At 58.4% G+C, this 14,435-nt stretch carries 11 protein-coding genes and 3 pseudogenes; 4 read left to right on the top strand and 10 right to left on the bottom strand.

Features of this window, described 5'->3' with window-relative positions:
• Positions 1-26: 26 nt before the first annotated feature.
• Both purD and AAAK34_RS09000 read right to left on the bottom strand, forming a co-directional pair.
• Positions 27-1,319, bottom strand: a complete 1,293-nt coding sequence (purD, locus tag AAAK34_RS09005) for a phosphoribosylamine--glycine ligase (RefSeq protein ID WP_231695055.1) — start codon at positions 1,317-1,319, stop codon at positions 27-29.
• An 8-nt stretch (positions 1,320-1,327) separates the two neighbouring features.
• Positions 1,328-2,053: a YebC/PmpR family DNA-binding transcriptional regulator gene (locus AAAK34_RS09000; protein ID WP_231695056.1), complete on the bottom strand. Its 726-nt coding sequence runs from the start codon at positions 2,051-2,053 to the stop codon at positions 1,328-1,330.
• 133 nt (positions 2,054-2,186) lie between these two features.
• Here AAAK34_RS09000 and AAAK34_RS08995 point away from each other — a divergent pair.
• Together AAAK34_RS08995 and upp are read left to right on the top strand one after the other, a co-directional pair.
• Positions 2,187-3,701 (top strand): annotated as a pseudogene (locus tag AAAK34_RS08995) (helicase HerA-like C-terminal domain-containing protein).
• A gap of 62 nt (positions 3,702-3,763) precedes the next feature.
• Complete coding sequence (gene upp / locus AAAK34_RS08990) at positions 3,764-4,393, top strand: uracil phosphoribosyltransferase (protein ID WP_231695058.1); 630 nt, start codon at positions 3,764-3,766, stop codon at positions 4,391-4,393.
• A gap of 235 nt (positions 4,394-4,628) precedes the next feature.
• Here upp and msrA read toward each other — a convergent pair whose 3' ends face one another.
• Together msrA and AAAK34_RS08980 are read right to left on the bottom strand one after the other, a co-directional pair.
• The gene (msrA, locus tag AAAK34_RS08985; RefSeq protein WP_231695059.1) at positions 4,629-5,168 is read right to left on the bottom strand and encodes a peptide-methionine (S)-S-oxide reductase MsrA; all 540 of its coding nucleotides are present in this window, start codon (positions 5,166-5,168) and stop codon (positions 4,629-4,631) included.
• 67 nt (positions 5,169-5,235) lie between these two features.
• Complete coding sequence (locus tag AAAK34_RS08980; protein ID WP_431777949.1) at positions 5,236-6,147, bottom strand: LysR family transcriptional regulator; 912 nt, start codon at positions 6,145-6,147, stop codon at positions 5,236-5,238.
• Between the two features lie 100 nt (positions 6,148-6,247).
• Here AAAK34_RS08980 and AAAK34_RS08975 point away from each other — a divergent pair.
• Positions 6,248-7,436: pseudogene (locus AAAK34_RS08975) on the top strand (acyl-CoA dehydrogenase).
• A gap of 28 nt (positions 7,437-7,464) precedes the next feature.
• On the opposite strand, the gene AAAK34_RS08970 reads toward AAAK34_RS08975, so the two are convergent.
• Positions 7,465-7,932, bottom strand: coding sequence for an EVE domain-containing protein (locus AAAK34_RS08970; RefSeq protein ID WP_431777948.1), 468 nt, complete (start codon positions 7,930-7,932; stop codon positions 7,465-7,467).
• A gap of 36 nt (positions 7,933-7,968) precedes the next feature.
• Between AAAK34_RS08970 and AAAK34_RS08965 the strand changes: the two genes are divergently transcribed.
• Positions 7,969-9,000: a serine/threonine protein kinase gene (locus AAAK34_RS08965; protein ID WP_231695062.1), complete on the top strand. Its 1,032-nt coding sequence runs from the start codon at positions 7,969-7,971 to the stop codon at positions 8,998-9,000.
• A 41-nt stretch (positions 9,001-9,041) separates the two neighbouring features.
• Here AAAK34_RS08965 and AAAK34_RS08960 read toward each other — a convergent pair whose 3' ends face one another.
• From AAAK34_RS08960 to glnA, 5 genes and pseudogenes are all read right to left on the bottom strand, one after another.
• Positions 9,042-10,124, bottom strand: a complete 1,083-nt coding sequence (locus AAAK34_RS08960; RefSeq protein ID WP_431778011.1) for a sigma 54-interacting transcriptional regulator — start codon at positions 10,122-10,124, stop codon at positions 9,042-9,044.
• Positions 10,125-10,257: 133 nt separating this feature from the next.
• On the bottom strand, positions 10,258-10,572 hold the full coding sequence (locus AAAK34_RS08955; RefSeq protein ID WP_431777947.1) for a response regulator: 315 nt from the start codon (positions 10,570-10,572) through the stop codon (positions 10,258-10,260).
• A gap of 41 nt (positions 10,573-10,613) precedes the next feature.
• Positions 10,614-11,699 (bottom strand): nitrogen regulation protein NR(II), encoded by a 1,086-nt coding sequence (gene glnL / locus AAAK34_RS08950; RefSeq protein WP_231695064.1) that lies wholly within the window; start codon positions 11,697-11,699, stop codon positions 10,614-10,616.
• Between the two features lie 233 nt (positions 11,700-11,932).
• Positions 11,933-12,453: pseudogene (locus AAAK34_RS08945) on the bottom strand (hypothetical protein).
• Positions 12,454-12,834: 381 nt separating this feature from the next.
• Positions 12,835-14,250: a type I glutamate--ammonia ligase gene (gene glnA, locus AAAK34_RS08940; protein WP_231695066.1), complete on the bottom strand. Its 1,416-nt coding sequence runs from the start codon at positions 14,248-14,250 to the stop codon at positions 12,835-12,837.
• Positions 14,251-14,435 lie beyond the last annotated feature (185 nt).

Genomic DNA, 14,435 nt, shown 5'->3' with positions numbered 1-14,435 from the left:
TGTGTTGCATGACACTCGCCAGGCAATCATTTAATGGCGCGATGCCCGATATCGCGCCGGTACTGCATACCGTCAAAATGGATGCCGCGCGCGACGTCGTACGCTCGAACCTGCGCCTGTTTGACCGAGTCTGCCAGCGCAGTCACGCAAAGCACTCGACCTCCGGACGTGCGGATTTCCTCGCCTTCCAGCGCCGTGCCAGCATGAAACACCATGGCATCGTCTTCGGGCTTGGGTAGACCGGTGATCAGATCGCCCTTCCTGGGGTTCAGCGGATAGCCACCCGCGGCCATGACAATGCCAAGCGCAGCGCGGCGGTCCCATTGCAGTTCAATGGTGTCGAGCTTGCCTGAGGTGGCCGCCATCATCACGTCGACCAGATCCGATTTGAGCCGCATCATGATTGGCTGCGTTTCAGGGTCGCCCATGCGGCAATTGAACTCCAGGGTTTTGGGTTTACCCTCCTGGTCGATCATGAGGCCGGCATAAAGAAAACCCGTGAATCCTATGCCGTCTAGATCCATGCCCCGGATGGTGGGCAGGATGATCTCGCGCATGACGCGGGCATGCACCTGCGGGGTAACCACGGGCGCGGGAGAATAGGCCCCCATGCCGCCGGTGTTGGGGCCTTCGTCGTTGTCTTTCAGGCGTTTGTGGTCCTGACTGCTGGCCAGAGCAAGCACATTTTTGCCATCGCACATTACGATGAAGCTGGCTTCCTCGCCTTGCAGGAACTCCTCGATCACGACCCGGGGCACCGCCACGCCATCAGCGCCGGCATTGTGCGTGACGCCGAACGTGTTGGACTCGAGCATGTCTGCCACTGCGGCGTGCGCCTCGGCCAGCGTCTGAGCCACCACCACGCCCTTGCCCGCAGCCAAGCCATCAGCCTTCACCACAATGGGTGCGCCGATCTTGTCAACGTAGGCATGGGCGGCAACGGGGTCGGTAAAGGTCTCAAAGCGCGCCGTAGGGATGTCGTGGCGCTGCATGAAGTCCTTGCTGAACGCCTTGGAACTTTCTAGCTGTGCGGCTGCGGCCGTTGGGCCAAAAATGCGCAACCCGTGAGCACGGAAGTCATCCACCACGCCAGCAGCCAGTGGCTGTTCGGGGCCGACGACGGTCAGCGCGATTTTTTCCGCCAGCGCCCACTCGCGCAGCGCCACGAGATCGGTGATGGGAACGTTCTTGAGAGTAGGCGAAACCGCTGTGCCGCCGTTGCCCGGTGCCACATAAACCTGTTGCACCTTGGGCGACTGCGAGAGTTTCCAGGCCAGCGCATGCTCGCGACCGCCCGAGCCAATAACCAGAATTTTCAAGGTAAGCCTTACTCGTTGATCTCGGCGTTATGGAATACGTCTTGAACGTCGTCCAGATCCTCGATGACGTCGAGGAGCTTTTGCATCTTCACAGCATCTTCACCTGAGAGCTCCACCGTATTCTCCGCACGCATGGTGATTTCAGCCAGTTCGGGCTGCAGTCCTGCGGCAGCAAGCGCGTTCTTCACGTCCTCGAAGGCTGCGGGGTCCGTCAATACCTCGATGGCACCTTCTTCATCGGTGATGACATCGTCAGCGCCTGCTTCCAGGGCCGCTTCCATGACCTTGTCTTCGTTGGTGCCAGGTGCAAAGATAAGTTGGCCGACGTGCTTGAACTGAAAGGCCACCGAACCTTCGGTGCCCATGTTGCCGCCATACTTGCTGAATGCATGACGAATTTCCGCCACAGTGCGCACACGGTTGTCGGTCATGGTGTCGACAATGATGGCGGCGCCACCGATGCCGTAGCCTTCGTAACGGATTTCCTCGTAGCTGACGCCTTCAAGGTTACCCGTAGCCTTGTCAATATTGCGCTTGACAGTGTCGGCCGGCATGTTTGCGGCCTTGGCTTTTTCGATGGCCAGGCGCAAGCGCGGGTTGGCCGTGGGGTCTCCACCACCCGTACGCGCTGCCACCATGATCTCGCGTACCACGCGCGTCCAGACGCGCTGGCGTTTTTCGTCCTGCCTGCCCTTGCGGTGCTGGATGTTTGCCCATTTGCTATGGCCGGCCAATGCTGTTCCCCTCGTGAAAGAATCAATTCCAAAGCGAGATTTTACGTTTCAGCAGCGCAGTCACCAAAAATGCCAATGCAAAGCTTCGCTGGCTATACTCTTTTTTGCCAAGATTCACCTGGAAAGTGCCCCCATGTCCGCCCAACATCTGCTCATCGCCAAGCATGGCGAAATCGAATGCGCCATATTGTCCAGCTTGGCCAATCGCCACGGACTCATCACCGGTGCCACTGGTACCGGCAAGACCGTCACGCTGCAAAAGCTGGCTGAATCGTTCTCAAGCATCGGTGTGCCCGTGTTCATGAGCGACGTCAAAGGCGATCTGTCAGGCATCAGCCGGCAGGGCCAGGTCGGCGCCAAAATGGCCGCCATTTTGCAGGAGCGCGGCGTTCCGTTACCTGAGCCGATGAGCCTGCCCAGTGACATTCTGGGATGTATTTGGCGAACAAGGCCATCCCGTTCGCGCCACCATTTCCGACATGGGCCCACTGCTTCTGGGCCGCATGCTGGATCTTAACGACACGCAAGCCGGCGTTCTGAACCTGGTTTTCAAGATTGCGGACGACAACGGTTGGTTGTTACTGGATCTGAAAGACCTGCGCGCCATGCTGCAGTATGTTGGTGAGAACGCGAAGGAATTCACCACGCAATACGGCAACATCAGCGCCGCAAGCGTGGGAGCCATTCAGCGCGGTCTGATGCAGATCGAGACCCAGGGGGTGGCAAGTTCTTTGGCGAGCCTATGCTCAACATTCAGGACATGATGCAAACTTCTGGCGGCAAGGGCGTCGTGAACGTTCTGGCCGCAGACAAGCTGCTCACATCCCCCCGCCTTTATGGCACCTTTCTGCTGTGGATGCTCTCGGAGCTGTTCGAGCAACTACCCGAGGTTGGCGATCTCGACAAGCCCAAGATGCTCTTCTTCTTCGATGAAGCGCACCTGCTCTTCGACGATGCACCCAAGGTGCTTCTGGAGCGCATTGAACTGGTTGTGCGGCTGGTGCGCTCCAAAGGCATAGGCGTTTATTTTGTAACGCAGAACCCCATCGACGTGCCCGACAGCGTGCTGGCTCAGCTCGGTAACCGCGTACAGCATGCATTGCGCGCGTTCACCCCACGCGATCAGAAAGCAGTCAAGGCTACCGCGCAGACCATGCGCTCGAACCCCGACCTCAACATTGAGACGGTCATCACAGAGCTCGGCACCGGAGAGGCGCTGGTCAGCTTTCTGGATGAAAAAGGCCGACCCGGCGTCACCGAAAGAGTGTTCGTCATTCCTCCAGGCAGCCAGATCGGCCCCATTACAGATGTCGAACGAAGAGCCACCATGGCCAACTCGCTGGTGGCCGGCATCTACGAAAAAGAAGTGGATCGGGAGTCTGCCTATGAAATCCTCCAGGCGCGCACACAGACAGACAAGGGCCAGGGAGCCAGCGCGGGCTCGGGTGGCGCTGCCACTGCAGCAGAATCCGGCGGCATGATGGATATGGCCAAGGACATTCTGTTCGGCAGCACCGGCCCACGTGGCGGAAAACGCGACGGCCTGGTACAGACCATGGCCAAATCGGCGGTACGCACCATGGGCACCACGGCTGGCCGTCAGATCTTGCGCGGAGTGCTGGGCGGCATCTTCGGCGGCAAACGCTAGGGCGTTAGTGGCACACTAAAGTCCTCACATAAAAATAACGCCTACCCAAACCTGTCATCACCATGTCTCAAGTCCATCACATTACCCACCCCCTGGTGCAGCACAAGCTTACGCTGATGCGTATGAAGAGTGCGAGCACCAACAGCTTTCGCAGGCTCTTGAACGAACTGGCAGCGCTGATGGCCTATGAAGTGACCCGCGACATGCCGGTCGCCGACGTGGAGATCGAAACGCCGCTGGAAACCATGCTCAGTCCCATGATTGATGGCAAGAAGCTCACGTTCGTCTCCATTCTGCGTGCTGGCAACGGCATGATGGATGGGCTGCTTTCAGTCGTCCCCAACGCACGCGTAGGACATGTAGGCCTGTACCGCGATCCCCAAACTCTGCAAGCAGTGGAGTATTACTTCAAGATGCCCACTGGCATGAACGAGCGCGATGTCATCGTGGTTGATCCCATGCTTGCCACGGGCAACTCTGCTGCGGCAGCGGTCACCAAGATTAAATCCACCGGGCCACGCTCGATCAAATTCCTGTGTCTGCTGGCAGCGCCCGAGGGCATTCGGACGCTACAAGCTGCCCACCCCGATGTTCCGATCTATACAGCAGCCATCGACCGGGGCCTGAATGATCACGGCTACATCGTCCCCGGCCTGGGCGACGCCGGCGACCGGATTTTTGGCACCCAGTAACTGCATTCAACGCGTCGTCTTTGAACAGGCTCTTAGAGCGTGTTCAAAGTCTCTGCGCGAGGGCTGTTGTGTTCGAAAAGCTGTGGCTGCAAGCGGTGCGCCGATGCGACGAAAAACGCAGGGATACCTCGTGGTATCACGAGGATTTTCAACGCCGCAGACGCGGTTTTTGCGGGCGCAGTGCAACTGGCGCAACGGACCCGCGAGGAGACTTTGAATACGCTCTTAGGGAGGCTCAGCCCTTGGCGAGCTCCCTGAAGGTCTTTCGGAATTTGACCACCTTGGGCGCCGCCACGGCCATGCAGTAGCCCTGCGTGGGATTGCGTTCAAAGAAGTCCTGATGGTAGTCCTCGGCAGGCCAGTAATCAGCCAAGGGCACTACCTCCGTCGCGATCGGCCCGTCGAAAATCTGCTCGCGTGCAATTTCCTGAATCAGCTCTGTGGCTACTCGCTGCTGCTCCGGGTCGGTAAAGTAAATTCCGCTCCGGTATTGGCTGCCCACGTCGTTACCCTGGCGGTTAAGTTGCGTCGGATCATGCACGACGAAGAATATTTCGAGGATCTGACGCGTGCTGATGATGGCCGGGTCGTACTCAAGCTTGACCACTTCCACACACCCTGTGCGCCCAGTGCACACCTGCTCGTAGCTGGGCCGCTGCGACTGCCCGTTGCTGTAACCCGACTCCACATCCGTGATGCCACGGACCTCCTTGAAAACTGCTTCGGTACACCAGAAGCAGCCCCCGCCAAGAACGATTGTTTCGGCTTCACTCATGATGATGGTCTCCAAGATTCGGAAAACTGCAGATTCATGTACAAATATTTGTAGATATGTGTAGATACTAGCCGCCGGAAGCAACCTCACGCACGGCTGACAAGAACAACCCTAGCGCAGGATTGTCGCGACCCGCCTTCCACAAACAGTGTGTTTCGTAACGCGGCCAATCGTGCTGCGCACCTTTCACGGACACGAAGGCCGCACCCGCCATGCCGGATTGCTGCAAAGCAGCCGGCACCAGAGCGACGGCCAACCCCTGCCCCACCAGAGACACTACGCTCAGCCAGTGTTGCAGTTCATGAATTGGGGCCGGCGTAAAGCCCGCTGCACCGCATAGTGCAAGAATGCGCGAGTGGTAGTCGGGTGATACATCCCTGGCAACCAGAGCGAACGGCTCATCAGCGAGCGCCTTCAGCGGAACGCTTCTTGCTCGCGCCAAAGGATGAGTCTGCGGAACACAGGCCACCAGCGACTGGCTTGAAACCAGTATTTGCGATAGTCCTTCCGGCACCTGCGTGGTGTGCACAAATCCGGCATCGAGTCGCTCGTGCTGAAGATCGAGCAGCTGGTCGCTGGAACTCAGTTCGCAAAGCACGAGTTTCAAGCGGGGGTGCTCAGACCGAAAACGCTGCAGCATGAGCGGTAAACCTCTGTAAAGCATGGTGCCGGCAAATCCTATGCGCAGGCTTCCTGCCTCTCCACTGGCCACGTCTCGTGCTTCGGCCAAGGCTTGCGCAGCACGCTCGAGCACAGCACGGGCGGCCGGCACAAAGGCCTGTCCTGCAGCAGTCAATTGCACACCACGGCTACTGCGGGTGAACAGGGGCGCACCCACCGCACCTTCGATTTGCTGGATCGCTACAGATAGTGGAGGCTGACTCAAGCCCAGTGACTGCGCCGCACGGCCAAAGTGCAACTCTTCGGCCACAGCAAGAAAGTAACGAAGGTGGCGCAGCTCCATGGAGCCGATGTTCATACGCGAAACCTATTCATGAATCGGTATTTGATATTAGACACCTATACATGTCGGCGGCAAAATGTGGGCTTCGAATATCAACTGCCTCGGAGACCCGCGCATGGCTAGCACCAAAAATTCATTCAACTGGCAAGACCCTTTCCTGCTGACCGAACAACTGACCGATGAAGAGCGCCAGGTTCAGGAAGCTGCCCGCACTTATTGCCAGGAAAAGCTGCTTCCTCGGGTGCAAATGGCATTCCGTAACGAGCAAACGGACGCATCCATTTTCCGCGAAATGGGCGAACTTGGGCTACTGGGCCCCACCATTCCAGAAGCCTACGGCGGCGCTGGTCTCAATTATGTCTGCTATGGGCTGGTGGCGCGTGAAGTCGAACGCGTGGATTCAGGTTACCGCAGCATGATGAGCGTGCAAAGCTCGTTGGTGATGGTGCCGATCAATGAATTCGGCACAGAGGGGCAAAAGAAAAAGTACCTGCCCAAACTGGCCACCGGCGAGTGGATAGGCTGCTTTGGCCTGACCGAGCCCGATCATGGATCCGACCCTGGGAGCATGATCACACGTGCAAAGAAGGTTGATGGCGGTTACTCCTTGAGCGGCGCCAAGATGTGGATCACGAATTCGCCCATCGCTGATGTGTTCGTTGTCTGGGCAAAAGATGATGGCGGCCAAATCCGCGGTTTCATTCTTGAAAAAGGCTGGAAAGGGCTTTCCGCCCCCGCCGTGCACGGCAAGGTGGGTTTGCGCGCCAGCGTCACGGGCGAGATCGTGATGGACGAAGTGTTTGTTCCCGAAGAGAATGCGTTTCCCGAGGTGCGCGGCCTCAAGGGCCCTTTCACCTGCCTGAACAGCGCACGCTACGGCATTGCCTGGGGCGCCTTGGGTGCCGCCGAAGACTGCTACCTGGAGAGCAAGGCAGTATGTGCTGGACCGGAACCAGTTCGGCCGCCCGCTGGCAGCCAACCAACTCGTCCAGAAGAAACTGGCCGACATGCTGACCGACATCAGCCTGGGCCTGCAAGGCTGTTTGCGCCTGGGAAGAATGAAGGACGAGGGCAATGCACCGGTTGAGCTCACTTCTATCCTGAAACGCAACAGCTGCGGCAAGGCGCTGGACATCGCACGCATGGCGCGCGACATGATGGGCGGCAACGGTATCAGCGATGAATACGGAGTTGCCCGCCATCTGGTGAACCTAGAGGTGGTGAACACCTACGAAGGGACTCACGACGTGCATGCACTGATCCTGGGCCGCGCCATTACGGGAATTGCCGCGTTCTCGAACTAATGCAAAACCGTTGTCGGGCGCGAGATATCTAGTCCAGCAAATTCATGACCGCCTGCCACTCTTGCGGAGTTACGGGAGTAATGGAAAGTCGGCTACCCCTCTGCAAGACTCGCATACTGCTCAAGGCCGGCAATTCACGCATCTCGGCCAAGCTCAGCAGGCGCGTCTTGCGTTGGGCCTGCACATCGAGGAGCAGCCAGCGTGGAGCGTCTTGCCTGGACGCCTGGTCGTAATACGGTGACTGAGGTTCGAATTGCGTCGGATCTGGCCGTGTACTGGAGGCTATGCGGGCGACGCCTGCAATACCGGGAGCGGGGCAACTGGAGTGGTAGAACAATACGCCATCTCCCACTCGCATGACATCGCGCATGAAATTGCGCGCCTGGTAATTGCGTACGCCTGTCCATGGCACCGTCTGGTTTGGTGCGGCTAGCGCATCATCAATTGAGCAATCGTCCGGTTCGGACTTCATCAGCCAATATTGTTGTGCGGTCATGGTGATCATTGTGCCCGCTGCGCCCACAATACGTGGATGCTCGACGCGACTCACCCCTTCTCAGTACTCACACCCTATTTTGTTCTTGACGCCCTCGCCTGCCTAGGGCTCTACGGAGACGGGCGGCTGATGGCACTCAACTCCTACGAGAACAGGGTCTATCTAGCCCATCTGGAGCCCGGAACGCACTTGGCAGATGCGCATCCAGCGGTGGTGCTGAAGTTTTACCGGCCCGGCCGCTGGAGCGTGGCGCAGATCGATGAAGAGCATGCATTCTCTCTGGAGCTGATGTCAGCCGAGGTGCCTGTGGTGGGCCCGTTATGCATTCAGGGACGAACGTTGCACGAACATGACGGCCTTCACTTCAGTGTCAGCCCTCGGCGCGGCGGAAGATCGCCAGAGTTCGGCGATGCGGAAACTCTGGAATGGATTGGCCGCTTTTTGGCGCGAATGCACAACATTGGTGCTCGTGCTCAATTCTCTCATCGACCCGCCGTGGATCTGACCAGCTACGGGACGCAACCGCGGGAATGGTTACTCTCGGATGGCCGGCTGCCGTTGGAAGTGGAACGTGCCTGGGCCGATGTAAGCCAACAAGCACTCGACCTGGTCTCCGGGTTTGATTATTTTTCACCGGCCAGAGGCTGCAGCGTTGCCTCGCTGCGCCTGCACGCGGACTGCCACATCGGAAATATTCTCTGGACGCCGACTGACCAGCCGGGCGCGGGGCCACACTTCGTCGACATGGACGACTGCCGTAGCGGCCCAGCCGTGCAGGATTTATGGATGCTGCTAAGTGGTGAGCGTGTCGAACGCCAGCAGCAGCTTGGCATCCTGCTTGATGGCTACGAACAAGTACGCGAATTCGACCGCCGTGAACTCGCGCTGATCGAGCCGCTGCGCACGCTACGGATGATTCATTACAGCGCGTGGGTTGCCCGGCGCTGGGAAGACCCAGCGTTTCCCGCCGCGTTTGAGGGTTTTGGCACTCCAGATTACTGGCGCGGACAGATTCACACGTTGACCGAGCAAATCGAAGCCATGCAGACGACACCACTCGTAGCGTGATGGTCTGCCGTGCAGTACGGTCAAGATCTACGGCCCAGTGGCTATTCCAGTCCGAGTTCCTGAATTTTGCGGGTGATGGTGTTGCGCCCAATACCGAGCTTTTGCGCAGCCTCGATACGACGCCCGCGAGTGTCGGCCAGTGCGGACTGGATCAGGCACGATTCGGCCTTACCGATCAGTCGATCCCAGACGTTCTCCTGACCAGACGCCAATAGACTGGCCGCTTCGGCCTGCAGACCGCGCTCCCAATCCGCCAGTTCGGGCTGCTTTTCGTCTGCACCGACAGCCGATGCCACGAGAGCAGGAGGCGCGTCGGATGGTTCCTCCATGCAGGCTTCTGGCCGGTGAGATGCCGCCCCGGAAGCAGCCACCTGCTGTTCAGGCTCTACCGCAGAGCCAGACGCCAGTACTTCGGGTGGAAGGTCTTTCACTCCGATCTGCTGCGCCGGTGCCATCACGGTAAGCCAATGGCAAATATTCTCCAGTTGACGCACGTTGCCAGGAAAACTGAAATCACTCAGCCTGGCCAAAGCCGCATCTGAAATGCGCTTGGGCTCCACGCCAAGCTGGCGTGCACTGACCCCCAGAAAATGCTTCGCGAGCGAAGGCACATCTTCACGACGCTCACGCAAGGCTGGCAGACGCAAGCGGATGACGTTCAGACGATGGAAAAGATCTTCGCGGAAGACGCCTTCCTTGACGCGTTTCTCCAGATCCTGATGTGTCGCAGCTACGATGCGCACATTGGCTTTGATGGCACTGTGACCACCCACTCGATAATACTGTCCGTCCGACAGGACTCGCAACAGCCGAGTCTGCAAATCAAGCGGCATGTCGCCAATTTCGTCCAGAAACAAGGTGCCGCCGTCTGCTTGCTCAAAGCGCCCTCGCCGCTGTGTCTGCGCACCAGTGAATGCTCCGCGCTCGTGACCGAACAATTCGCTCTCGAGCAGATCCTTGGGTATGGCAGCGGTATTGATGGCCACGAACGGCCCCTTGGCGCGAAGCGAATGCTTGTGTAGAGCGCGCGCCACCAGTTCCTTGCCGCTGCCGGATTCACCGGTAATGAGGACGGTGACGTTGCTTTGCGACAGGCGGCCAATGGCACGAAACACATCCTGCATCGCGGGTGCCTGGCCGAGCATCTCTGGTGTCTGGGCTTGTTGCTGCTCAGCCACCTCCTCGCGCACGCTTTCCTCGACCGCGCGGCGGATCAGCTCGACCGCCTTGGGTACGTCAAACGGCTTGGGCAAATACTCAAAAGCCCCCCTGAAAGGCTGACACAGCACTATCAAGATCCGAGAAGGCGGTCATGATGATCACCGGCAAGCTCGGCAAGCGCTCTTTCACCTTTTCAAGCAGCGAGAGTCCGGAACCACCGGGCATGCGGATGTCGCTCACCAAGACCTGCGGCCCGTCGCCCCCCTCAACGTCTGTGGCGCCTTCGTCAAGCGCAGCAAGCACTTCGCGTGGGTTAGTGAAGGAGCGCGTGGGCAGATCCTCGCGAGAAAGGGCTTTCTCCAGCACGAAGCGTATAGAGGGGTCATCGTCAACAATCCAGATCGGCTTCATACTGCTGTTCCTCTTGGGCATTATTGTTTCAGACACGGAGATCAAGGTAGCGGGATCAGAATCTTGAAATCCGTGCGGCCCGGAACGCTGTCGAGCTCGATAAGACCATGATGCTGCTGCACAAAAGTCTGCGCCAGCGTCAGTCCTAGTCCGCTGCCGCCATCTCTTGCTGACACCAGGGGCAGGAATACATGGTCCTTGATCGAGTCCGGAACGCCCGGTCCGTTGTCGATGACATGCAATTCCAGTGCCAGCCGATAGCGCTGCTTACCGACCGTAACCTGACGCGCCACGCGCGTACGCAACACGATCTGGGCATCGCCACTCGTGTTGATACGCTCTGACAAGGCCTGTGCCGCGTTATGGGCGATATTGAGCAGAGCCTGTATGAGCTGTTCGCGGTCTCCGCGAAAATCTGGAATGGAGATGTCGTAGTCGCGGACGACGGTCAACCCCTGCGGAAACTCGGCCACAATCAAAGAGCGCACCCTCTCACAAACTTCATGGATGTTGACGTTACCCACCACCTGAGGATGACGGTGTGGCGCCAGCAACCGATCCACCAGCGTTTGCAGGCGATCCGCCTCGCGGATGATGACTTGGGTGTATTCACTCAACTCTGGCGCGGCCATTTCCATCTCAAGCAGTTGCGCCGCGCCTCGGATTCCGCCCAACGGATTCTTGATTTCATGGGCAAGATTGCGAAACAGCTCCTTGTTGGCGCGCACTTGGTCGACCTGGCGCTCCTCCCTCTCCTGCCGAGCCTGCAGTTCCTGGGGCAACAATTGGGCGATCAACTCTCCCGGCCGTTCAGTCTGCGCCACGATCACGTTTACTGGCAGATAATCGGCTGGCGACCTACCGTGGCGCTTGAGTTGCGCGTCATAGCGCAGGGCCGCGAACGCGTTCTCCTGAGCACCCTTCAATGCGTGCTGCAGTGCCGAAGGCTCTGCGAAATAATCTTGAAAGTGTGTGCCCTCAATGGTTCTCCAGGAGAGGCCTACGGCATCTTCCAGGGCGGCATTGGCGAACAGCACCGATCCATCATCGGCGAGCACCGCGACGAGGATGGCCAGTTGATCAAAAGCCTGAAAGCGCTCGGGGTGGGGTCGATGGGGGTCTGACATGGAGGTTTGAGCGAATGTTGGGCTTCCTTCGTCAGCCCAACCTACAAGATTGATGAGATCGATGCAATCGGGGAGGCTGGCCAAAGGCCGCGGGAGGCAGAGCAATGATCAGGCTCGCCGGGCACAACGCCAAGGTACATCATCCCGCGCCCTCGCGCTCGCAGGAGAAGTGCGCATATCTCTCAGTACACAGAAGGGCGAACGCAGTCGTCAGAATTCATCGGGAGTTGACGTCATTTGAACCGATTCAATTCACGCCGAATTCCTTCGATGTCGCTCTGATTGCGATCAATCGCGGCCTTCATTTCTGCTACCCGATCCAGATACTTCTGATAGTTGCGGGCTTCGCCACCGATTTTGTCGGGCTCGCCGTTGTTGTACTCCTTGAGCAATTCAGCTTGCCGTGCCTCTGTGCGACGCAGCTCCTGCTCTAGGATGACCTTTGCGTCGGCATCACGCGCGCGCTGCTCGGGGAATCGATTCGGGGTGCTGACGGCGGTGCGCTCACCACTCGCTGGTTACCCCCCGCAGAAGGCGCAGGTCCGGAAGCCGCTGGGGGAGCTGCCGCGGGGGCGGTACCGCGCACCACGGTCACGTTGCCACCCTCGACGACCTTGCAATCCTTGCGGTTACCAATTCGGTTGGTATATTCATTGCCGCAGCGATAAATGCGGTCTTGCGCAGAGACGGGTGCCGCCGCCAGCCAGCCGGTGGCGGCGACAAAAACGGAAGTCAGCAGCCAAGCAGTTTTCATCTCAGGTTTCCATAGGGCTGAGCGCCACCAGTAGCAGTGGCGCATGCAACTCAATAATTGGTCAAGTATGAAGCAATAGACTCGTTTGACAAAGCGGCGTTCCATCTCCTGAGTAAGAAATGCTCCACTTGGGCGCAATTTCTTGCCCCTTCCCGAAATTCTAGTGTCCTGGGTTGTAAGTTCGTTGAAGAACAAAATCTGCCGAAATCGGCCTCAGGCAAGGCGCGAAACACAGAGATACCGGGTGGTATCGCGAAGCTTCGCAACGCTGCATGAGGTCGATTGTCGGCGGATGTATTCAACGAATTTTCAATTCAGGACACTAAATCCCTCAACGACAAAAGGGTGGCGCAAGCCACCCTTTTGCTCGGTGTGAAGTGATCAGAGCGAAAAATACATGTCGTATTCGACCGGATTCACGTTCACGCGCAGGCGGTTCACCTCGGTCATCTTCAAGTCGATGTAGGCGTCCAGCATGGCGTCGCTGAACACACCGCCCTTGGTCAGGAAAGCGCGGTCTTTATCCAGCTCCTCCAGCGCCTGATCCAGGCTATGGCAGACGGTGGGCACCAGCTTGTCTTCTTCAGGTGGCAGGTGGTAGAGATCCTTCGTGGCAGCCTCGCCGGGATGAATCTTATTCTCGATGCCGTCAAGACCAGCCATCAGCAGTGCCGAGAAGCACAGATAGGGGTTAGCCATTGGATCGGGGAAGCGTGCCTCAATGCGGCGCGCTTTTTCGCTCATTACATGAGGAATGCGAATCGAGGCAGAGCGGTTGCGGCTGGAGTAGGCCAGCTTCACAGGCGCCTCGAAATGCGGCACCAGACGCTTGTAGCTATTGGTGCTAGGGTTGGTAATAGCGTTGAGTGCACGGGCATGCTTGATGATGCCCCCGATGTAGTACAGCGCGACATCGGAAAGGCCTGCGTAGCCGTTGCCCGCGAACAGGTTCTTGCCACCCTTCCAGATCGACTGGTGCACGTGCATGCCGCTGCCGTTGTCGCCGTGATAAGGCTTTGGCATGAAAGTGGCGGTCTTGCCGTAGGAGTCGGCGACGTTCCACACCACATACTTAAGCACCTGCGTCCAGTCGGCACGCTGAACCAGAGTGGAGAACTTGGTACCCAGCTCCATCTGGCCGGCACCCGCCACTTCATGGTGGAACACTTCAACGGGCACACCCAGGGATTCAAGGATCAAGGACATCTGCGCACGCATATCGTGCGTGGAGTCCACGGGGGGCACGGGGAAATAACCGCCCTTGGTGGTTGGGCGGTGGCCGCGGTTACCGCCCTCCAGCTGTGCGCCGGTGTTCCAGGGAGCCTCGTATTCCTCGATCTGGTAGAAGCTATGGCCAGGTTCTGTGCTCCAGCGGACGCCGTCGAAGACGAAAAACTCGGGCTCTGGACCAAAATAGGCCGTATCGCCCACCCCGGAGGCTTTCAGGTAAGCCTCGGCGCGGCGTGCGATTGAGCGCGGATCGCGGTCGTAAGCTTTGCCATCGCCCGGCTCCAGCACGTCGCAAGTCAGGAATAGGGTGGGTTCTTCAAAAAACGGGTCGATGTTGGCCGTATTGGGATCGGGCATGAGCAGCATGTCCGAAGCTTCAATGCCTTTCCAGCCGGCGATGGAGGAGCCGTCAAAGGCATGGCCGTCACTAAACTTGTCTTCGTCGAAGTGCGACACCGGCACTGTAACGTGCTGCTCCTTGCCTCGCGTATCGGTGAAACGGAAGTCAACGAACTTGACCTCGTTCTCCTTCACCATCTTCATGACATCTGCAACAGTCTTGGCCATCAGGCTCTCCTAGTTGGGCTAGAGGTAGTTAAAAAAGCTTGTTTGGGGGAATGCAGCTTCCATGCCAACGCATGAGCGGCATTACTAAAGCCAGTATTGTGCCTTTGTGCTTCAGCTTTAATGCTCCCGCAACCCCGCCGATGAAAAAATTCGAAGGCTTACCAGCTGTGCACAGCGGACCGCGA

It is taken from the genome of Ottowia caeni (assembly GCF_050821495.1).
Classification (GTDB): domain Bacteria; phylum Pseudomonadota; class Gammaproteobacteria; order Burkholderiales; family Burkholderiaceae_C; genus Ottowia; species Ottowia caeni.
The sequence above is the reverse complement of the archived record's forward strand: the minus strand, read 5'-3'. Positions and strand labels throughout refer to the sequence as shown.

What these genes read in the sequence shown, in the direction of transcription:
- AAAK34_RS08955 (WP_431777947.1), bottom strand. Translation starts at nt 10,572, where the DNA reads ATGAAGCCGATCTGGATTGTTGACGATGACCCCTCTATACGCTTCGTG.
- upp (WP_231695058.1), top strand. Translation starts at nt 3,764, where the DNA reads ATGTCTCAAGTCCATCACATTACCCACCCCCTGGTGCAGCACAAGCTT.
- AAAK34_RS08965 (WP_231695062.1), top strand. Translation starts at nt 7,969, where the DNA reads ATGCTCGACGCGACTCACCCCTTCTCAGTACTCACACCCTATTTTGTT.
- AAAK34_RS08980 (WP_431777949.1), bottom strand. Translation starts at nt 6,147, where the DNA reads ATGAACATCGGCTCCATGGAGCTGCGCCACCTTCGTTACTTTCTTGCT.
- msrA (WP_231695059.1), bottom strand. Translation starts at nt 5,168, where the DNA reads ATGAGTGAAGCCGAAACAATCGTTCTTGGCGGGGGCTGCTTCTGGTGT.
- AAAK34_RS08970 (WP_431777948.1), bottom strand. Translation starts at nt 7,932, where the DNA reads ATGACCGCACAACAATATTGGCTGATGAAGTCCGAACCGGACGATTGC.
- glnL (WP_231695064.1), bottom strand. Translation starts at nt 11,699, where the DNA reads ATGTCAGACCCCCATCGACCCCACCCCGAGCGCTTTCAGGCTTTTGAT.
- glnA (WP_231695066.1), bottom strand. Translation starts at nt 14,250, where the DNA reads ATGGCCAAGACTGTTGCAGATGTCATGAAGATGGTGAAGGAGAACGAG.
- AAAK34_RS08960 (WP_431778011.1), bottom strand. Translation starts at nt 10,124, where the DNA reads ATGCAGGATGTGTTTCGTGCCATTGGCCGCCTGTCGCAAAGCAACGTC.